Source organism: Terriglobus roseus DSM 18391 (genome assembly GCF_000265425.1).
GTDB classification, from domain to species: domain Bacteria; phylum Acidobacteriota; class Terriglobia; order Terriglobales; family Acidobacteriaceae; genus Terriglobus; species Terriglobus roseus.
Window position 1 is genome coordinate 5,116,103 of sequence record NC_018014.1, and the last position, 21,501, is coordinate 5,137,603.

Annotated in this window: 13 protein-coding genes; 9 read left to right on the forward strand and 4 right to left on the reverse strand. The window is 60.8% G+C overall.

Annotated elements, in window-relative coordinates:
• Positions 1-318: 318 nt before the first annotated feature.
• Complete coding sequence (locus tag TERRO_RS21220) at positions 319-3,915, reverse strand: TonB-dependent receptor (protein ID WP_014787770.1); 3,597 nt, start codon at positions 3,913-3,915, stop codon at positions 319-321.
• Between the two features lie 472 nt (positions 3,916-4,387).
• Positions 4,388-8,053: a TonB-dependent receptor gene (locus TERRO_RS21225; RefSeq protein ID WP_014787771.1), complete on the reverse strand. Its 3,666-nt coding sequence runs from the start codon at positions 8,051-8,053 to the stop codon at positions 4,388-4,390.
• A 785-nt stretch (positions 8,054-8,838) separates the two neighbouring features.
• Between TERRO_RS21225 and uxaC the strand changes: the two genes are divergently transcribed.
• Positions 8,839-10,233, forward strand: coding sequence for a glucuronate isomerase (gene uxaC / locus TERRO_RS21230; protein WP_014787772.1), 1,395 nt, complete (start codon positions 8,839-8,841; stop codon positions 10,231-10,233).
• A 168-nt stretch (positions 10,234-10,401) separates the two neighbouring features.
• Here the strand turns inward: uxaC and TERRO_RS21235 are convergent, their stop codons facing one another.
• The gene (locus tag TERRO_RS21235) at positions 10,402-11,193 is read right to left on the reverse strand and encodes a FadR/GntR family transcriptional regulator (RefSeq protein WP_014787773.1); all 792 of its coding nucleotides are present in this window, start codon (positions 11,191-11,193) and stop codon (positions 10,402-10,404) included.
• 209 nt (positions 11,194-11,402) lie between these two features.
• On the opposite strand from TERRO_RS21235, the gene TERRO_RS21240 reads away from it, so the two are divergent.
• The 7 genes from TERRO_RS21240 (at position 11,403) to TERRO_RS21270 (ending at position 19,971) form a co-directional block, all read left to right on the forward strand.
• On the forward strand, positions 11,403-12,701 hold the full coding sequence (locus TERRO_RS21240) for an MFS transporter (protein ID WP_245536165.1): 1,299 nt from the start codon (positions 11,403-11,405) through the stop codon (positions 12,699-12,701).
• Between the two features lie 4 nt (positions 12,702-12,705).
• Positions 12,706-13,479 carry an SDR family NAD(P)-dependent oxidoreductase gene (locus TERRO_RS21245; protein ID WP_014787775.1) on the forward strand — a complete coding sequence of 258 codons (774 nt, stop codon included), beginning with the start codon at positions 12,706-12,708 and terminating at the stop codon, positions 13,477-13,479.
• 143 nt (positions 13,480-13,622) lie between these two features.
• Complete coding sequence (locus tag TERRO_RS21250) at positions 13,623-14,870, forward strand: tagaturonate epimerase family protein (RefSeq protein WP_014787776.1); 1,248 nt, start codon at positions 13,623-13,625, stop codon at positions 14,868-14,870.
• Positions 14,871-15,130: 260 nt separating this feature from the next.
• Positions 15,131-16,465 (forward strand): nickel-dependent putative hexonate epimerase, encoded by a 1,335-nt coding sequence (locus TERRO_RS21255; protein WP_014787777.1) that lies wholly within the window; start codon positions 15,131-15,133, stop codon positions 16,463-16,465.
• A gap of 197 nt (positions 16,466-16,662) precedes the next feature.
• The gene (gene larE, locus TERRO_RS21260; protein ID WP_014787778.1) at positions 16,663-17,523 is read left to right on the forward strand and encodes an ATP-dependent sacrificial sulfur transferase LarE; all 861 of its coding nucleotides are present in this window, start codon (positions 16,663-16,665) and stop codon (positions 17,521-17,523) included.
• A gap of 407 nt (positions 17,524-17,930) precedes the next feature.
• The gene (gene larB / locus TERRO_RS21265; RefSeq protein ID WP_014787779.1) at positions 17,931-18,683 is read left to right on the forward strand and encodes a nickel pincer cofactor biosynthesis protein LarB; all 753 of its coding nucleotides are present in this window, start codon (positions 17,931-17,933) and stop codon (positions 18,681-18,683) included.
• Positions 18,684-18,783: 100 nt separating this feature from the next.
• A complete protein-coding gene (locus TERRO_RS21270) occupies positions 18,784-19,971 on the forward strand; it encodes an MFS transporter (RefSeq protein ID WP_245536300.1) in 1,188 nt (395 codons plus the stop codon).
• On the opposite strand, the gene rbsK is transcribed toward TERRO_RS21270, so the two are convergent.
• Positions 19,968-20,870 carry a ribokinase gene (rbsK, locus tag TERRO_RS21275; RefSeq protein WP_014787781.1) on the reverse strand — a complete coding sequence of 301 codons (903 nt, stop codon included), beginning with the start codon at positions 20,868-20,870 and terminating at the stop codon, positions 19,968-19,970. The genes TERRO_RS21270 and rbsK overlap by 4 nt on opposite strands.
• Positions 20,871-20,956: 86 nt before the next feature.
• On the opposite strand from rbsK, the gene TERRO_RS21280 reads away from it, so the two are divergent.
• Positions 20,957-21,478 (forward strand): lipocalin family protein, encoded by a 522-nt coding sequence (locus TERRO_RS21280; RefSeq protein ID WP_014787782.1) that lies wholly within the window; start codon positions 20,957-20,959, stop codon positions 21,476-21,478.
• Positions 21,479-21,501: the final 23 nt, after the last annotated feature.

Consider the following 21,501-nt stretch of genomic DNA (forward strand, 5'->3'; position numbering starts at 1 on the left):
TGCAGAATCTCAGCGACGGAGGATTATGCCATAACCCGACAATTGTTGAATACAGAGTCTCGGTGCCCCCGGTGATACCTGCCCCATTCTGAGACGCCTCAACTTTCCAGCAACCGGTTCCGTTCCCTAGCCCTACGGCCGAAGACACACATTCCATAGGGGTTCGAGTTATTTGGTAGAGCAAAACAGTACGCCGGAGCCCTCAGGGCCATGTCGGACGTTGGACAAAAAAGGCCTGGCGAACCACTCCAAAAGAGTGACTCGCCAGGCCTCAGAAGCCGCCGGAACCATCGCTGACCCTGTCGGGGTCGTCCCCGTCTAGAACGTTCCCTTGATCGCGAACTGCAGGCTACGGTTGTCGGCAGAGGTGCCGGTGATCCTGCCTACGGACGTCGGCGTTCCAAGACCGCCCGCAGGGTTGTTGAAGATGCCGTGGTTGATGATGTTGTACGCCTCGGCACGGAACTGCATGTTGAATCGCTCGTGGATCCGGAAGTTCTTGATGCCCGAGAAGTCGAACGACACCGTACCAGGTCCACGGCCAACGTTGCGCGTCACCCAACCCTGGAGGTTCGGGATAGGGCGAGCATTCGAGACATAGGCTCCAGGCGTACCGGTAAAGGTAGCGACCGTCGGTGACTGCGAGAACGCCGTCGGATCAAACCAGTTGCTGATGCCTTTGTTCGATCCTTTGTAAGAACTCGCAACCGTGCGGCCGGGTGCCAGGTAGACGCGGCAACCGATGAAGTTTGCAAACGAGCAGCCCGAGCCACCGATGTTAAACGGATAGCCGGAACGCAGTTGAACAGCGGGCTGCAGACTCCATCCACCCAGGATCGCCGTGCCGACCTTGCCCTGCAGAAACGCCTTGCCTTTGCCGAACGGCAACTCATATCCACCCGAGATGACCGCGCGATTGCGGGTATCAAAGTTGGAGTAGGAGTGATCGAACGACGTGGTGGTCGCGTACGACGAATCGTTCGCACCGGCCTCGCCCGAGATGTTGTCCAGGTTCTTCGACCACTGGTAACTGCCCAGGTAGTACAGACCCTTCTTCGTACGCTGTTCGATCTTGATAGAACCGCCATGAAAGTTCGCCGAGCCCAGCGTGGAACTGGTCAGGATGCCGGGGCCGAACTGCGGGAAGGGACGCTGCGTCAGGTTGGTCGGGATCTGGAACGGGTACTGGATGTACATGTTCTGGTCGTAGCGCTTCCACATGTGGTGCGTGTTGCTACCCGTGTACGCCATCTCCATGATGACGCCATGTCCCAGGTCCTGCTGCAGGCTCGCATTCCACTCTTGCGTCAGCGGCTGCTTGTTGAACGGGAAGATCGAGAAAGGCGCCGGCAAAATCGTCGACGTCGTCGGATCCGGATAAAGAGCCGGCTGATTGAAGGGAACGCCGTTATTGAAGTAAGAGCCACCGTTCACGAAGTAGTTGTTGAACGATTGCTGGTAGTACAGCGGAGCGGCATACCGCGTGAACTGCAGCTCGTTCGTATTCAGATTGTCGAAGTAGATGCCGTAACCCGCGCGGACCACGGTTCCAGGATGCACCTCATATGCGAGACCGACGCGTGGCATGAAACCCTTCTTGAAGGGCTGAATGATGCCGGGCTGGTAGTTGCGACTGAAGTCGATGTAAGGGCGGTAAGCCGCGGGAATGACCGCCGGTGTCTTCGTAAACGTAATCAGACCGGTGCTCGGATCGAGCGACCCCTCAAGCTGGTTCTGCTCGTGGAAGGGCTGGTTGTACTCCCACCGCAGACCGAGGTTAGCTGTCAGACCGTGACCGATGTTCCACGTGTCCGAGATAAACGCACCGTAGGTGTTATCGCGGTAGTGGCCAAGCGTGGTTCCCGCATTGCCGTTGCAACCCGAGGTGCACATGCCGCGCGCGTAGTTCTGAAACTTGTTGTAGAAGTATGTCGTGCCGTTGGCCACATAGGTCTTCGCACCAACAGGGCAATTACCTACGGAGGTCACATTGTTCGGATCGTTGGGACCCGTGGGGCGATAACCTGCTGCGTAAGTCGCGGGCGTGCAGTTATCGAACGTCGCAGAACCGCGGGAGTTATTATCTGCAATCTGCCACAGGCGCCGGTTCTGCCCCTGGAAACCAACCTTCAACGTGTGCTTCCCAAGTACGTCCGAAAGCGTATCGCCGATGCTCAACACGTTCTCATGACCGCCCTGGTCGCCCGATCCGTCACCGACTGAATTGAAGCCTTGGATCGTGTAGGCAGCGCGTCCGTTCTGGCGCAGAGAACCCAGAGCCGTAACGTTTTGCAGACCCTCCGCCGCGGCCCAGTTGTTATTCGGTCCAGGGTTCTGCAGCACGCCCAGCGTGATGTTGTAGAACTCGTTCCACCCGATACGGACTTCGTTCACAAGCTTGGAAGTGATGAGATAGGTATCGCCCAGCACGGCGTTACGGCCGATCAAAGGATTCGAAGTGGAGCTTCCGGTCACCGTCGGGGTGATCTGGCTGGCGTTGTAGTTTGCGTAACGGCCAAACATGCTGTGCTTCGAAGTGAAGGTCACATCGCCGCGGACCGTGAACGAGTCATAGTTATCCGTAAACGGCAGAATCAGGGAGTAATTGCTGGTGCCGTTGATCGTAAGAGCATCACTGCCGACGACTGGATAGGTCGGGTTCAGGGCCCTCGCAACGGAGTTCGTCACGGTCAGCCCTGCCGGATTTAATTTGCTGTAACCGATCGCCGTGGGATACGCCTGGCCGGAAGGTGTCGGAGGCAGCGCCTGGCTGCTCGCCGCGTCCCATGTTCCGTTGAGTTCACTCTGCGTTGGGAACAGGGCCGTGTTCACCGTCGACCTTGACGAACGCTGCCCTTCATACCCACCGAAGATGAAGAGCCTCTCCTTGATGATGGGACCGCCAAAGGTGCCACCAAACTGATAGCGATGGAAGTCCGGCTTGGGACCGGTAGAGGGTGGCGCAAAGTAGTTCCTGGCGTCGAAGACGCCGTTGCGAGCGAAGAGGTAGCCCGATCCGTGAATCTTGTTCGTTCCGGACTTGGTCACCATCGAAACCACAGCCTGCCCCTGGCCGTATTCGGTCGAAAAGGTCGAACGCAGCAGGTTGAACTCCTGCAGTGTGTCGGTGTTGGGCAGCAATGACATGTTGTTGAAGCGCACCGAGCGGATGTACGTACCGTCCAGCACGTAGTTCGTGGAGTTACCGCGACCGCCATCCACCGTGATGTAAAGGCTGCGCGAGTTGGACGCCGTGCCCGTCTGAGCAGGCTGTCCCGTCTGTCCCGTCTGGGCCGGCGATACGCCCGGCGCAAGCGTGGCAAGTTGAAGCACGTTGCGGCCGTTCAACGGCAGATCGTTGATCTGCTTCTGGTCGATGACCTGCCCGACGGTAGCTTCCTGCGTCTGCAGTTGTGGAGGCAACGTGCTGACCTCGACAGTCTCACTCGATCCGCCAACCTGCAGCGTCACCGACCCATTCGCCGTCTGGCCGATCTGCACATCCAGCGACGAGATCGTCGACGTCTTGAAGCCGCCCTTCTCCACACGGATGCTGTAGTTCGCCGGCGGAATATTCGGCACAGACCACTCGCCCGAGCCATTGGTCTCCGTCGTACGCTCGGCCTTGGTGCCGTTGTTGATGATGTGGACTGTAGCTCCGGGAACCACTGCACCGGTAACGTCTGTGACCCTTCCAGCAGCGTCGGAACTCGCGCTGGCCTGGCCGTGAGCGATCGGCGCAAGGAGAGTCAGACCCAAAATGGGAATCCCGGCCAGAACGAACGCCAGCGAGGAGCCACGCACGGTGCGCAGAACCGCAGCGCTCCACGGCAACGAGGATACGGGTGATGGCGAAGTGCTGACAGCATGGCCGCCGCACTGCTTCGCGCGTTGCTGCTCGGTAGTTACCAACATGGGTGTAGCCTCCAAGTTTTGCTGCTCGTGGGCCTTCAAATGCCCGCATTCGCAACCCGGAACAGACGAACGCTCTGAGACGTTTCATTCCATGCCGGTACAGACCCGCCGATTCACTCTCTTGCCGCGCCTTCAAGCCACCATGGGCAGACCTTCAACACGCAGTTTCTGAGTTCTTCTCGACGGCGGGCCTTATATCACACGGCAAAATTGAAAAGAAACACCTATTTTTCGATGGCATTCCGCGCTAAGTCTCGATCTTGCAATGCGATACGGAAACTCTCGCAACCAGTAACGATTCATCTCGCACTGCAAAATCAAGCGCTCAGGCCTAAATTTCTCACTGCACAACAAACGTCGAAGCAGTTACTCCTGCCAACCACTCGCAAGTGCCGGCGACAGTTGAGGTTCGCCGCAAAAAAAAGGGCCCCGCAGCTTCGCGGGACCCTGTGGAGGTGCTGCTTCGGAGGGCTTAGAACGTGATCTTGCCGCCCAACTGGATAATGCGTGCAAACCCAACGGTGTTGGTGATGTTGCCTAACTGGGTCGCGCCCGTGTAGCCGCCCGTCACGGTTGGCGCCGCGTTGATGCCGTTCTGGCTCACGATCAGCACAGTATTCGGCGCGTCGAACTGCGGTGTGTTGAAGGCATTCAGTGCCTCCGCACGGAACTGTGCCTTCACATGCTCGCCAATGGAAAACGACTTGTTCACAGACATGTCCGTAGTGTTGATACCCGGCCCGCGGCACGGCAGCAGACGCGGCGCGCTGCCGAACGTGTACGGCTGTGCGGGTGTAAAGGCGTTCGCATTGAGGTACTTGGTCGAGACGCCATAGGCCGTGTTACCCAGGCGGCCCTGAGGACTCCCGCTGCGGCACGCATCATGCGCATCGCCCACCAGGTTCGGACGCTGCGTGGACCCACCGAAACCGGTGACGCCCCGATCCGAATTCATGTTGGTCTGCGAGATCGGCAGTGGTACACCGTTCTGCACAATCCACTCGTCGTTCACCTGCCAGCCGCCGATGAACTCATCAACAAAGCGGTTCGCATGGCTGCCAATCAGCTTGCCGCGGCCGAAGGGCAGTTCATACGAGATGGCTGCCGTCATGCGATTGGGTACAGAACTAAGTGCGCGGGAGTATTCCGCCTTCGGGTTAAACACATCCTGCGGTCCGCCGGCAGAGTAGATCTGCGACGCGGCGCTCCACAGATTGTCCCAGTTCGCAGCCCAGGTGTAAGTCGAAAGCAGCGTGATGCCGTGTGACACTCGCTTCTGGACCTTGACGGCCATCGAGTTGTAGTTGGAATATCCGTTGGAACCGTTGACCGTAACACCGGTGAACTGCGGGAAGGGCAGCAGCAACTGTGCGCGTTTGACCGTTGGAGTCAGGGACGTTGCGTAGTTCGTCCCACCCGAATTCACTGACGCCACATAGTACGGATTGGTCACGGTGCTTGAGAGATCGACGCCCGCGATCTTCGCATTCGCCAGCTGCGACGCCGACGCCTGATCGATGTTGTAGGAGTTCGCGATATTGCGGGAGTGCGCGCCGACATAGCTCAGCTTAAACATCAGACCGCCCGGGAGCTCCTGCTGAATGTCTGCCGAATACTGCTGAACGAATGGGAAACGGCGGCCAAAATCCTGCAGTGTAGCCAGCGAACTTCCAAGGCTGGTAAGCGGTCCAAGGCTGTTACCCGAGGGCGTAATTAGCCCCGTTGGAAACGGCGTGGAGAGATACGCGGATGAGCCAACTTTGACGCCGGCAGCAGCGCCCGTGGTGTAGTCGACCGGTGCATAGCTGGTGGTCTGCGCGTAACCGATCGTGGGGTTCACGATGCCGATCGGTGCATAAAACACACCGAAGCCCGCGTGGAAGACCGTCTTCGGCAGCACCTGGTAAGCAATGCCGATGCGCGGTGAGAACTTCACATGGCTAAGATTGCAGCAGTGGATGGGAGCGCCGTTCTGCCCGGCGTAACGCAGACCACCCTTCGCCGTGCCGATGCTGGAGCCAGGAATGGCATAGCTGATATTCGTATCGAAGCCGACGTTGAAGTTATTGTTGCGTTCCTTCTCACCCAGTTCGTACTCATAGCGCACGCCAACGTTCAGCGTGAACTTCGAGGTCAGGCGCACATCGTCCTGCACATAGAGCGCGTGATAGTTTTCCACGAAGCTGTTGGCAACAGCCGTGACCTGAGCCGTCGCTGTAGAAGGAAGGCCCAACAAGATATCGGCATAGGCGTAGGGACCAGAGACATTGCCACCGCTCTTGTTTGAGTAAGCGCCGGAGAAGTTGAAGGTTCCCCCGCCATTGGCAGTGGATGGGTTGTAGGCGCTCATCGCACGGAAGACATAGCCAAACTTCACATTGTGTTTGTTGAGTGTCTTCGTGAAGCCGACGACCAGATTGCGTGAGTAGTTGATGGTGGGGCCGCTGTTCGATGCACCCAGATTGATCGACCCCATGCCGATGTTGGAAATACCGATGGTTGGAAATGTCTTCGACTGGAACTGGTTGACCAGTGCCGATGGGAATCCCGCGCCACCGAAGCCGGTGTTGGCATTGAAGCCGGTAGACCCTTGCAAGGTTCCGCTGAAGTATCGGTTGAAACCATAACCCACCGTCAGCAGGAGAGTGGGGGTGAGAGTGAAGGTGTTGTTCACGGCCGTTGCGTCGTTGTATCGCAGCAACTTCTGATTCCGGCTGGAGAAGAGAGCACCGATGGTGTCGCCCGTTGGCTCCTGCGTTGCCAGGTGAACGTACGATCCAGACGCCGTCCACCAGGGAGCGAACGTATGCGACAGCTTACCGCTATACATGTCGGAGCGCGTCTTGAACGTGATGTTGTTGTTGAAGTTATTCTGCGGACCGGCGAGCGCAGCGGCATAACCCAGACCACTTTGCGGCGCCGGGAACTGGTTCAGGATGTACTTGCCGATCGGGTTAATGTAGGCCGCAGGAATCACATTCTTCGTGCCGGATGAGCAGTCGCCCGCGCTGGTCATCTGGCAGGTGCGGTTGGTCCCGGTAGGATTACCCCGCGTGGGATCGTAAAGCGTAATACCGTCTGCGGAGAAGTCACCGTTGCGCTCAGCCGCAGTGGGCAGGAAGAACGCAGTGGTCGCGCCGGTGAGCGGCTGCGCCTGACGGTAGCCTTCTTCCGTAACCCAGAAGAACGTGTTGTTCAACCACTTCACCTTCTTCATGAAGGGCAAAGGGCCACCGAAGGCGCCGGCATACAGATAGGTGGTGTTGTCCAGTGTTGCGCCCTTCAGGCCCGTCGTCGCATTCACAGGGTTGAACCATAGGTTGGCCGACCACGGTGTCTGCCGCGTCTCCCCGTAAAGTGAGCCGTGATACTGCGTCGATCCCGACTTGAGCGAGGTGTTGAAGATACCGCCGCCGGTGCGACCCGCTTCAGCATCGTAAGTATTCACCTGCACCTTAGCGTCCGACACCGCCTCAGGCGACGGAATGAAGGTGACACCGCCCGACGACGTCGAGATGGGAATGCCATCCACCACATAGTTGTTGGAACCAATCGGCGCACCCGCCAGCGAAACCTGCGACAGTCCCGTCTGATCTTCTGCGCGCACATAACGCGGATCGCCGGTGGTGACCACGCCGCTGTCGAACTTTTCAAAGACGAATGGGTTGCGGCCCAGGTTGGGCAAATCCTGGATCTGCTGCTCACTGAACAACTGCCCGCCGGAGGCGCTCGCCGTATCCAAGAGCGGCGTCTCTGACGTCACTTCGATCGTCTCGCCCGAGGCTCCTACCTGCAGCGATGCATCGATGGTCGTCGTGGCGCCAAGCTCCACCCGCAGGCCACTGTCTTCGTAACTTTTAAAGCCTTTGTTGACCACGGTGATGCGGTAATTGCCCGGATCAACAGCACTGAAAACATAATCGCCCGCATCCGTCGTATGGGTGGCGCGCTCCACCTTGGTATCAAGGTTGGTCAACGTTACTTGAGCGTCCTTGATGTGGGCGCCCGTTCCGTCCTTGATCTGGCCCCGGACAGACCCGTAGTTCGTTTGCGCGAGTGCGCATGGAACGCCTGCGATCAGCATGATGGCGGTGACTGCCACCTGCGCTGGTCGAAGACTCGAAAACAAAGATCTCATCAACTGCCTCCTGGAAAAGCGACTGAATCAGTGCACAAAGCCGCGGACGCGCTGTGCCGTTGGGGCCACGCGTGGGTATGAAATTCATTTCGGGGCGCACGGGGGGTGCCGCGGTTCGACACGCAATCTCCGTGAAGAGACAGTGCTGCGAGCGCGCGGTGAAACCGCATGCGAAGACCGATGGACTGTCAGAACGAAAGAGCGAAGACGACTGCTACGACGTACAACGTTGCGTTGCGAACCCGGTCAAGATGAGCCGGCCGGAAGATCAGAACAAACTGAAATGCAATGACACGTTTCGATGCAGGACACGTTTAGAGCAGGTTGGACCAGCACTGGTGACCATCTCCGCACCGGGAGTAGACCCGGGGCAGGAAAGATTCAGGTTTTGGTGTAATGCGAACGTAACATTGCGCCACGGAGGTGTCAAAAAGAAAACATCGTGGTTGGAGCTCATGACCACGCGACGGACGATAGTCGCACAGCCGCTCTTTCCCGCTTTCCATGCGGCAATTATTAGTTAGGTCTTTTACCTAATGATGTACACCGCAATCCGCATGTCCTCACGAGGAAGATCGTGATGAGCTTCTGATGATGCGACTTCGGTGCGTCTCTCAAGTTGCCGCTACACCGAGACGGCCCCTCCCAAACCCCGGATCGGTCCGCAGCGATAAGAAAGGGCGCAAAATGAAGGATTTGTGCGGAGCTAGGTCCCCGGAGGATGATGGTGGCATGACCACCGCGCCAGCGCGGTGGCAGCGAATGCTGTTTTGAAGGACGACCTCATGGCCCTGCTGCACGATGACCGGCTGTTCCCGGCCGACCCCACCACGCGCGATATCGCACGCCGGCTGTACGCCACGGTGCGCAACCTGCCCATCATCAGCCCGCACGGCCACACCAACGCCGGCTGGTTCACCTCGAACGAGGCATTCCCGGACCCCGCAAAGCTCTTCATCCAGCCCGATCACTACGTCCATCGCATGCTCTACAGCCAGGGCGTTCGCCTGGAGGACCTGGAGATCGGCAAGCCGGTGATCGAGAACCCGCGCGCCGTGTGGCACATCTTCGCGAAGCACTACTACCTCTTCCGCGGCACACCGTCGCGCCTTTGGCTGGACTACGCCTTCCAGGAGCATTTCGGCATGACCGAGCGCTTGAGCGAGAAGACGGCCGACTTGTACTTCGACACGATCAGCGAGAAGCTCGCCACGCCAGAGTTCCGTCCGCGCGCGCTCTTCGAGAGCTTCAAGATGGAGGTGCTGGCGACGACCGATGCCGCCACCGATCCGCTGACGGATATCCAGGCGCTGCGCGCAGGCGACTGGAAGGGCCGCATCATCCCGACCTTTCGCCCGGACTCCGTCGTCGATCCTGAGTTCGCGGGCTTCCTGGAGAACCTCGACAAGCTGGGCCAGATCAGCAACGAAGACACCTCCACGTGGAAGGGTTACCTGAACGCCCTGCGCAAGCAGCGTGAACGCTTCAAATCACTCGGCGCGACGGCCACCGACCACGGCCATCCCACCGCCCGCACCGCCGATCTGGACGAGGAGGAGTGCGCCGCACTCTTCGCCACTGTCCTGAACGGCGAAGCCGATGAGGACGACGCCGAGATCTTCCGTGCGCAGATGCTCACGGAGATGGCGAAGATGTCGGTCGAAGACGGCCTCGTCATGCAGATCCACCCGGGCAGCATGCGCAACCACAACCTCGAGATCTTCGAGAACTTCGGGCGCGACATGGGCGCCGACATTCCGACCGCGACCGACTACGTGCACGCACTGCAGCCCATGCTCGATATCGTCGGCAATGAGCGTGACCTGACCATCATCCTGTTCACGCTGGATGAGACAGCCTTCAGCCGGGAACTGGCTCCGCTTGCCGGGCATTATCCTGCGCTGCGCCTGGGACCGCCGTGGTGGTTCCACGACAGCTTCGAAGGCATGATGCGCTTCCGCGAGACCGCAACCGAGACCGCCGGCTTCTACAACACGGTGGGCTTCAACGATGACACACGCGCCTTCCTGTCCATCCCTGCACGCCACGACGTCGCCCGCCGCACCGACTGCGCCTTCCTGGCACGGCTGGTGGCAGAACATCGTCTGGAAGAAGACGAGGCTTTCACGCTGGCGCAGGATCTGACGGTGAACCTGGTGCGGTCTGCCTACAAGCTCTAAGACAGTTCAGGTGGTTCGAAAGGGCGCGGCTTCGGCCGTGCCCTTTTCCATGCTTGTCATCCCGCAGCGCAGCAGAGGGATCTGCAAGTTGCTCTACGCGCCAATCCCGTCCCAGCGGTCACAGAGGAAGGCCGTCGCGTGAAGTGCGAACCGGATGGCCTCGCCACTCTACTTCACCGGAGCCTTCGACTTAGGAGTAACCGCCTTCACAGCCTTCTTCGCAACAACCACCGGCTTCACCCGCCCGGGCGACGTGGATGCTTCTTTCTTCTGCGCATCCTCAGCTTCCATCAGATGACGCTCCATCGCCGCACGAGCCGCGCGTGCATTGCCGGATCGAATCGCACGATAGACACCGCGATGCAATGCGGTCGTGAGAGCCAGGTCGGCCTTGTGCTCAGCATTACTCCGGCGCGCCGCATACAGGGCACCGGTCAGGCTCTCCATAATCGCCGCCAGAATACTGTTGCCGGCAGCCTGCGCGATGATGCGATGAAACCGCACGTCATGAATCAGATAGTCCTGCGGCGTGCCGACGGTGGCATCCATCTCCTCGAGTTCTTCGGCCATTTGCGCCAGGTGGCGCTCGTTGATACGGTCGGCAGCCAGCGCGGCAAGGTGCCCCTCCAGCACGCGGCGTGCCTCGAACAACTGCCCCATCTCATAGCCATGCAGCGCATCCAGAAACGGCAGAGAAGCCGCACCAAACTGCGTAGGTGACTCCGACAAAAAAGCCCCCACACCATGCCGCACTTGCAATAACCCCATGGCCGCCAGGTAGCCGATGCCGGCGCGCAGGCTGCTGCGGCTGATGCCCAGCGTGCGTGCAAACTCACGCTCCGGCGGCAGCTTGTCACCGGGCTGTAACGAACCATCTTCCAGCAACGCGCGGATGCGCTCGACGACGCGCATGGTCATCTGGCGATCTTCGCCGGGCTTTGCGGTGCGAAGGCTGGACATATCAGCCAATTCTGCACAGTGCCGTGGAAAAAGGAAAGGCGAACCCGCTGCGGCGTTGACATGCGAACGAACGGAGGAATACACCTATGGAAAGTGGTCGGACCTCTTCACGCTCACGGAAGCCCTCGGCATGCCTTGTATCCGCTGCCTGCGGCACCCTCCGCTGCGAGCCTGTGCGGCACGCCAAACACGCAGTTTCCCGGAGCGCTGTGAGCACCCTCGATTCGACGAACGACTCCTACGCAGAAACACGGTCAACCAACGTTCGCTGGATGGTCTGCGCGATGCTGTTTGTCGCCACCACCATTAACTACATGGACCGCCAGGTCATCGGCATCTTGAAGCCCACGCTGATGCATGACATCGGCCTGAGCGAACAGAACTACGGCTACATCATCGCCTGCTTCCAGGTGGCATACGCGCTCGGCCTGGTCGCTGCCGGCCGGCTGGTCGACAAGCTGGGAACCCGCTTCGGCTACGCACTCATCATGGGCATCTGGAGCCTCGCCGGCATGGCCCACGCCCTGGTCACCACCGCGCTCGGCTTCGGTGCAGCCCGCTTCGCGCTGGGTCTGGGTGAGGCCGGCAACTTCCCTGCCGCCATCAAGACGGTCGCCGACTGGTTCCCCAAGAAAGACCGCTCCTTCGCAACGGGCCTGTTCAATGCGGGCACGACCACCGGAGCCATGGTCGCCCCCTTCTTCGTGCCCTGGATCACGCTTCGCTACGGCTGGCACGCGGCCTTCCTGGTAACCGGCCTGCTAGGCGCGCCGTGGATCGTCTGGTGGTACTGGAAGTACCGCACACCCGCCGCACACAAGACGGTGTCGCGCGCGGAGCTCTCCTACATCCAGTCCGATGAAGAAGCACCCACGGAAGGCGGCAGGCAGCCGCGCTGGCTGCAGTTGCTGGCGTACAAGCAGACGTGGGCGTGCTCTGCCGCTCGCTTCCTCACCGACTCCATCTGGTGGTTCTATCTCTTCTGGATGCCGGGCTTCCTGGACGCGCAGTACCACCTCGGCCTCTCCCACATGGGCGCACCGTTGATGATCATCTATGGCGCATCAGCCGTGGGCGGCATCGCCGGCGGCTGGATCCCAAAGGTCTTCGTGAAGAGCGGTATGCGCGAGGGCAATGCACGCCTGCTCGCGATGTTTATCTGCGCCCTCTTCTCGCTGCCCATGCTCTTCGCCAGCCACATGACGACGATCACCGGCTCCATCCTTGTGCTTAGCCTCGCCGTCTCGGGCCACCAGGGCTGGTCTGCGAATATGTACACCACCGTTTCCGACATCTTCCCGCCACGCGCGGTGGGCAGTGTCACCGGTATCACCGCCATGGCAGGATCGGTCGGCGGCGTTCTTCTGTCGCTGGAAGCAGGACACATCCTGCAGCTCACCGGCAGTTACGCATCGCTGTTCATCCTGGCCGGCAGCGTTTACATGATCGCCTGGGTCATCCTGCGCTTGTTCGCAGGCGGCCTGCAGCGCGTGAAATTGGAGGCATAAGCAAGTGAAGCATCCCCTGAGTTTGGAAGGCCGCGTCGCCGTCGTCATCGGCGGTACCAGCGGCATTGGTCACGCCATGAGCCTGGGCCTGGCAAAAGCCGGCGCAGACGTCGTCAGCACCGGTCGTCGCGTCGAGCAGGTCAACGAAGTCGCCACAGAGATTGAAGCGCTGGGCCGCAGAACGCTCCGTCAGCCCACCGACCAGACACACCGCGACCAGATTGAAGCCCTGCTGGAAGCCTGCATTCAGGAGTTCGGCAAGGTCGACATCCTGGTGAACTGTGCCGGCAAGATCAAGCGCAGCCCCACGCTGACCGTCTCAGAAGAAGAGTGGAAAGACATCATCGACACCAACCTGACGGGCATGCTGCGCGCCTGCCAGGTCTTTGGCAAACACATGATCGACAAGCAGTACGGCCGCATCATCAACATCGCGTCGCTCAACAGCTACGTCGCGTTGAATGAAGTCGCCGCCTACGCCGCCAGCAAGGCCGGCGTCCTCTCGCTGACGCGTTCGCTTGCGGTGGAGTGGTCGAAGCACGGCGTGATCGTCAACGGCATCGCCCCCGGCGTCTTCCGCACAGACCTGAACGCCGCGCTGTTGGACGGTTCGCCCCGTGGCCAGGAACTTCGCATGCGCACCCCGATGGGCCGCTTCGGCAAGACGGAAGAGCTCGTGGGCGCAGCCATCTACCTGGCAAGCGACGCAGCCTCCTTCACCAACGGCCACACCATCGTCGTGGACGGCGGCTTCCTTGCAAGCGGCGTGAACCAGTAAATCTGGTCCACCCGCTACCCCACGAAGTTGTCCTCGAAAATCGTGCGAAAGATGGAATCGCCGCGATCTTTGCAAGACAGGACTTCGCGAAGAGGGGTATCATCGAAACGTTTTTATGCGTTAGCCAAGGAGTCATCACCACCATGCAGCTACCCAAGTTTTCGCTCGGAATGGGCGACCGTTTTGCACACCAGGCAAAGGCCCAGCTACAGGCCTGCATTCTCGGTGCGGAAGCCGGTGCCGACGTGGCGCCGGTGTGGAACAAGAGCAACCGCGAGCACCTGATCATCGGCAGCGAACCCAGCGGCACACGCGCCGCGGCCGACGCAGCCGTCAAAGAGCTTGGCTGGACCAAGCCCTACTTCCTGGACGCCGACCACATCAACCTGAAGACCTACGAGCGCTTCGTAGCGCCCTGCGACTTCTTCACCATTGATGTGGCTGACAACATCGGCCAGAAGAGCGATGACGCAGAGATCGCCAAGTTCGTCGCACGTCACCCCGAACTGATCGGCGAGATCAGCATTCCCGGCATCGACAAGCCCTTCTCGCTCGACAAGGCCTTCGTCGAAAAGACCGCGAAGCAGTTCCTCGCAGCCGTGCAGCACGCCGCCGAGATCTACAAGGCCGTCGTCGAGAAGAAGGGCAACGAAGACTTCGTCGCCGAGATCAGCATGGACGAGACCGACGCGCCGCAGACGCCGCCCGAGCTGCTCATCATCCTCGCCGCGATCGCCGATGAGAAGCTGCCCATCCAGACCATCGCACCCAAGTTCACAGGCCGCTTCAACAAGGGCGTCGACTACGTAGGCGATGTGCCGCAGTTCGCAAAAGAGTTCCGCGAGGATCTGGCCACCATTGCCTACGCCATCGACAAGTACGGCCTGCCCGCAAACCTCAAGCTCAGCGTCCACTCCGGTTCGGACAAGTTCTCGATCTACCAGTCCATCCGCGAGGCGCTGAAGGACACGGGCGCTGGCGTGCACGTCAAGACAGCCGGCACCACCTGGCTGGAAGAGCTCATCGGACTTGCAGAGGCAGGCGGCGATGCTCTTGTTCTCGCGAAGGAAGTCTATGCCGAGGCCTTCGCCCATGCGGAAGAACTCTGCGCGCCGTATGCGACCGTCATCGATATCAAGACAGCAAACCTGCCCTCACCGGAGACGGTGAACGGCTGGACCAGCGAACAGTATGTGCGCGCGCTGCGACATGACGAAAACGACGCACAGTACAACGCAGACCTGCGCCAGTTGCTGCACGTCGGCTTCAAGGTCGCAGCAAAGATGGGCACACGCTACACCGATGCATTGCAGGCGAATGAGGAAGTGGTTGCGCGCAACGTGACGACAAACCTCTTCGACCGGCACATCAAGCCGATCTTCATTGGCTAACAAGATGTAGAAGTACCGCAGTCAAGACGAACTCCTTGATTGCAAAGAATCGTAAGGGCACGGCTTTAGCCATGCCGCAAAGGCACTACTGTTGAGGCGGCTTCAGCCGCTGAGGGTTGTTTGGAAACGTTCAAGCAGACCTCAGCGCTGAAGCCCACTCGATTCCGGTTCATCGTTGGCACGGCTCAAGCCGTGCCCTTACGATCCGGAACCGATCGATCATCTGCTAACGCGCGGCTTCCGCCGCTGAGGGAAATCAAGTGGCCTGGTTCAAGGTAGAAGCACCGCACGTATCGGATGCGCAGATCAAGGAAGCCTGCGATAAGCTGCTGAGCGAAGCGCGCACACGTATCAACAAGGACCTGAAGCGCGTCCTTCTGTTGCCGCCCGATCTCACGCGCGCACACAGCGGCAGCGGATGGATCACCGAGTATCTCTACAACGCTCTTCCCGACGCACACGTGGAAGTGATCCCGACGCTGGGTCAGCACGTGCCGCACACTGAAGCCGAGAACAAGTGGATGTTCGGCTCCATCCCCGAGGAGCGCATCTTCCCCCACGACTGGCGCAACGGCTGCACGCACGTCGCAACCATCCCCGCCTCGCTCGTGAAAGAGACGACGGACGGCGCTGCGGACTGGGATATCCCCGTCGACCTGAACAGCAAGCTCATGGATGAGCAGTGGGACCTGATCATCAACGTGGGTCACGTGGTGCCGCATGAAGTGCTCGGCTTCGCGAACCACAACAAGAACTACTACATCGGCCTGGGCGGCAAGGACACCATCTGCGCCTCGCACATTGCGGCCGCCGTCTATGGCATTGAGAACAATCTCGGCTGCCTCGTAACTCCCTTGCGCGCCTGCTACAACTGGAGCGAAGACGAGCACCTCGCATCGCTGCCCGATGTGTATCTGCAGATCGTGATGCAGCGCGATGAAGAGAACAAGCTCGTCACCAGCGGCATCTACGTCGGCGACGATCTCGACACCTATCTGCAGGCCGCAAAGCGCAGCCGCGACCAGAACATCACGCTCTTCGACAAGCCGTTGAAGAAGGTCGTCGCCGTCATGCAGGCAGACGAGTTCCGCGCAACATGGGTGGCCAACAAGGCCGTCTATCGCACCCGCATGGCAATCGCCGATGGTGGCGAACTGCTGATCCTCGCACCTGGCGTCGAACGCTTTGGCGAGCAGCCGGAAGTGGACGCTCTGATCCGCAAGTACGGCTACAAGGGCACACCGCGCACGCTGGCCCTCTACAAAACAGAGGCCGACATGCAGGAGATTCCGCACGGCGTCGCGCACCTCATCCACGGCAGCAGCGAAGACCGCTTCACCATCACCTACGCGCCCGGTCACCTCACAAAGGAAGAGATCGAGCAGGTTGGATATCAGTACGCCGACTTGGCCGAGATGACCAAGCGCTACGACCCGGCCGTGATGAAGGAAGGCTGGAACACCATGCCCGACGGCGAAGAGGTCTTCTACATCAGCACACCCTCCGCCGGCTTGTGGTCCACAAAGGAAAAGCTCGACAACCCCTCGCGCAAGGATCTCTCGCGCGAGCAGGTTGCCGCAGGCGACGTGGTTTAGTTTGTCATTCGATCAATGAGCAGCGTCATACGATACTGCTCGTGTTCGGAAGGGCACAGCTTTAGCTGTGCCAAAGAACGATTCTCCAACCCCTTTTCTTTGTTTCTCTGCCCGCAAAGCGGGCGGAGAAACAAAGAAGATATAACAACGGGCTTTGCGGCACAGCTAAGGTTGTGCCCTTCCAAACGCAGACATCCATGACAACCCCAGACGGCCAACTCGAAACCAATCGCACAGCCCTCCAGCAGGAGCTGCGCCGCTACGACCGGCTCGCCGTTGCCTACAGCGGCGGCGTGGACTCTGCCTATCTTGCCTGGGAGGCTTACCAGGTGCTGGGCGACCGCATGCTCGCCGTCATCGCCGATTCACCGAGCCTGCCGCGCACGCATCTCGCCTTTGCCATGCAATTCGCGCAGCAGAACAACATCCCGCTACGCGTCGTGCAGACCTCTGAGATGGACCGCGCGGAATACGTGAAGAACGACGGCGCACGCTGCTTCCACTGCAAGGATGAACTCTTCCTCACCATGGAAGGCGTGCTGCGCGAGACCGGCATCACCGCCATGGCCTACGGCCGCAACCGCGATGACAACGGAGACTTTCGCCCCGGCCAAAAGGCCGCCGAGCAGCACCACGCCGTGGCTCCGCTGAACGACGCAGGCCTTGGCAAGCTGGAGATCCGCGCACTGGCACAGGCTGCCGGCTTGACCGTGTGGGATCGCCCCGCATCCGCCTGCCTGTCGTCGCGCCTCGAATACGGCCGCCCTGTCACTGCGGAAGCATTGCGACAGGTGGAAGAAGCAGAAGAGTCGCTCCTCGCGCTCGGCTTCCGGCAACTACGTGTGCGGCACCACGGTGACCTGGCACGCGTTGAGATTGAGCGCAGTGAGCTGGCCTCTGCCCTGACGCTCGAGATGATGGCAAGCATCACGCAACGCGTGAAGTCCGCAGGCTTCACCTACGTGACGCTGGATACCGAAGGCTACCGCAGCGGCAGCATGAACGCTCTGCTGCCTGTCTCTAGCCTTCTCGCAGGCACAAAAACTCATGCAGCCTAAGAAAGCGGGTGCCCCGTACATCGCGCACCATGCGATGTGCGGGATCCAAATCCCGCGCCGCCAGAATATTTTGCATAGAACGCAGCGTTCTGAAGGGCACAGCCTGCCTTTAAAAGGAAAAGGCTGTTTCTCGGATCGGCAAAGATCGCTTTCGGATTGGCAGATATCGCGTTCGGATCGGCAAAGATCGCGTCCGGATTGGCAAAGATCGCGTTTGATACGGCACTGCTCGCGTCCGGAAGGGCACAGCTTCAGCTGTGCCAATGACCGCCTTCCACAGAGCAGGGCTTTAGCCCCTGAGGTCAGCTTTCCTCGATGCACCGAACGTACTTTCGCGGCGAAATCCCTTCGCACTGCCGAACCGCTCGGCTCAACTGCGCCCTTCCACTTCATCCAAGGTTTTCCCCATGCAGCGTGATGCTCTACTCAAACTCCTCAACGAACTGAGCGCCGGCACCCGCTCCGCAGACGAGGTCGCGGACAAGCTCGCCTCGCTTCCCTTCGAAGATCTCGACTTCGCAAAGGTCGATCACCATCGCAGCCTGCGCAGCGGCATGCCGGAGGTCGTCTTCGCATCGGGCAAGACCGCGCAGCAGACGGCGATGATCCTCGCACGCATCCACGCGAACGGCACACCCGCACTCGCCACGCGCGCCGATGAAGCAGCCTTCGAAGCCACGCGCGAACTGGTTAAGGAAGCGAAGTATCATGCAGTCGCTCGCTGCATCACCTGCGGCGAGGGCGCGAAGAAATCCGGTGGCCGAGTCGCCGTCATCTGCGCGGGCACCAGCGATCTGCCCGTTGCCGAAGAGGCTGCGCTCACCGCAAGCTTCTTCGGAGCAGAGGTCTCGCGCTTCACCGATGTTGGCGTCGCCGGTCTGCATCGTCTGCTCGCGCATCTGCCTGCGATCCGCACAGCAGACGCCGTCATCGTCTGCGCCGGCATGGAGGGCGCACTGCCCTCGGTCGTCGGCGGTCTCGTCGCTGTGCCGGTCATCGCTGTTCCCACCAGCGTCGGTTACGGCGCATCCTTCGGTGGTGTCACTGCCATGCTCGGCATGCTCAACAGCTGCTCACCCAACGTAACGGTGGTCAACATCGACAACGGCTTCGGCGCGGGCTACGTCTCCACGCTGTACGCGAACCGCGCAGTGCGATAGCCTCAGGCTGCCTGCACTCCTGCAGCGAGGCTGCTCTCTGAACGACGTTACCCCAACCAACGAACGCAGCCTGCGAGCACACCAGGCCATCACGCTCGCCCTGCTCTTCGCTGCAGGCGTCGTCAACTTCTTCGACCGCTCCTCGCTTTCCATCGCCAACACAACAGTCCGCGCGGAGCTGCATCTCTCCGGTACCGAGATGGGCTGGCTGCTCAGCGCCTTCTCCTTCGCCTACGGCCTCTCGCAACTACCGCTCATCGGCCTGCTCGACCGTATGGGAACGCGCAGCATCCTGGGTACAGGCCTGGCCATCTGGAGCGGCGCGCAACTGCTCACCGGCCTCGTCACCAGCTTCCCCATGTTCATCGCCTTCCGCATCCTGCTCGGCATGGGCGAAGCGCCGTTCTATCCCGCAGGCGTGCGCAGCGTTCGCGAGTGGTTCACCGACCGCACGCGCGGCCGCGCCACCGCCATCATGAGCAGCTCACAGACCTTCGGCCTCGCCATCGCTCCACCACTGCTGACCCTGCTGATGATCCGCACCGGCTGGCGCGTTATGTTCATGATCCTCGGCGCCGCAGGTCTCGTCGTCGCAGCCCTGTGGGTGTGGCTGCATCGCTCACGCGCACAGACACCCTACCGCGAAGCGGAAGCCGCACCGGTCACACAGAGTGCCTTCGCCGAACTCATCCGGCAGCGCACCGCCTGGGGCATGATGCTCGGCTTCGGCGGCATTAACTACACCAACTGGCTCTACACCGCGTGGCTGCCCGGCTACCTGCAGCAGGAGCGCCACCTCTCACTCGCGAAGAGTGGCTGGCTCGCCGCGATCCCTTTCCTCGCCGGCGCCGCAGGCATGCTCTGCAGTGGCTTCTCCGCAGACCTGTGGGCCAAGCGCGGCATCCGCCTGACCACCCTGCATCGCATCCAGCTCGTAACCGGCATGATCATCTCCGCCGCCGCAACGTTCTTCGTCTCACGCGCAGGCAGCACAGCCGAAGCCATCGCCGGCATCAGCTTCGCGCTCTTCTTTATTCACTTCGCCGGGACCAGTGGCTGGGGCTATGTGCAGACGGTCAGCCCCGCGCGCCTCGTCGCATCGCTCGGCGCACTGCAGAACTTTGCCAGCTTCGTCATCGCATCCGCTGCACCCGTACTCACAGGCTGGTTCTTCGACCGCACCCACTCGTTCACGCTCGGCTTCCTCGTGTGTGCCAGCGTCACGCTCCTCGGCGCCCTCAGCTACGCCACGCTCGCTGCACCCGACGGCATGCGAGTCGCCGACTAGCCGCGCATCATCCGCAGCACAGCCTCGCGCGTCGGCATCGACGGCTGCGCCCCCGCTCCCGTCGTCGAAAGCGCAGCAGCAGCACACGCAAAGCGAGCAGCAGCAACCGGCGCCTGCCCCTCCGTCAGCGCCACGGCAAAGGCTGCATTGAAGCAATCCCCTGCGGCCGTAGTATCCACGGCCCGCACCGCCGGCGCAGGAACCAGCGTGCTCGCAACGTCAGCTCCTGCAAGATAGACACCCCGCGCCCCAAGCTTCAACATCACATTGCGCACACCCAGCGCCAGCAGCCGCTCGGCAGCCTCTTCCATCGGAAGATCCTCCGCAACGCCAAGCAGCGTCCGAGCCTCCGACTCATTCGGCGTAAGCCATGCAGTCTTCCGCAGTAACGAGACAGACAGCGCCTGGGCCGGCGCAGGATCCAGCATCAGCGGCGTACCCGCAGCAGAGCAGACCTCCGCCAGCCGCACCACCGTCGCCATCGGCGTCTCCAACTGCACCAGCACCATCGCCGCTGAATCGATCGATGCCGCGTCGATCATCCCGGGCAGCAGCAGCGCATTCGCACCCGCGTAGACAACAATGCTATTGCCACCACTCCCATCGACCGTGATCGCAGCCACGCCACTCGCGCCGGGACACTCCCTCACACCAGCAACGTCGATACCCTCCGCAACCAGCCCCTGCCGCAGCAAGCCGCCAAAGCTATCCGACCCGACACACCCAACCATCCGCACCACAGCGCCCAGCCGTGCCGCGGCCACCGCCTGGTTCGCACCCTTGCCACCATGCACCATCGCAAAGCCGCGCCCGGCCACCGTCTCACCCGGCGCAGGCATACGGTCCACCGTGCTGACCATATCCATATTCAGGCTGCCGACAACAACGATCGTTCTCATAACCCTTGATAGCACGAAGCCACTTGCGCTCGCCGTCCCGCCAGCAGAGGATGATCGTGACGGACAGTCGTCCCGGAGCACTCGCCATGAAGATCCTGCAAACCTTCGCAGCCCTCGCCGTCGCGCTCGGCGTCACAGGACAAGCCCAGACCCCGCTCAAGACGGTCGATCACGTCGACCTGCAGCGCTATCTCGGCCGCTGGTACGAGATCGCCCGCATCCCCAACCGATTTGAAAAGAAGTGCGTCCGCGACGTCACGGCCGAGTACGCCATGGACGGCTCCGACATCACCGTCCGCAACACCTGCGTCCAGGCTGACGGCAAGCCCAACATTGCAAAGGGCAAAGCCAAGGTCGTCGACAAGACCACCAGCGCGAAGCTGAAGGTCACCTTCTTCTGGCCCTTCTACGGCAACTACTGGATCATCGGCCTCGACCCCGACTACCGCTGGGCCATCGTCGGCGAACCCGGACGCAAGTACGGCTGGATCCTCGCCCGCACACCGTCGCTCCCCGCCGCAACCCTCGACGCGATCCGCCAGCAGTTTGCCGCCAGTGGATACCGCCCCGCCGACCTCATCTATCCGCAACAAACCACAGCCCATTAACGCCCGCCCGCACCGCTGCAATC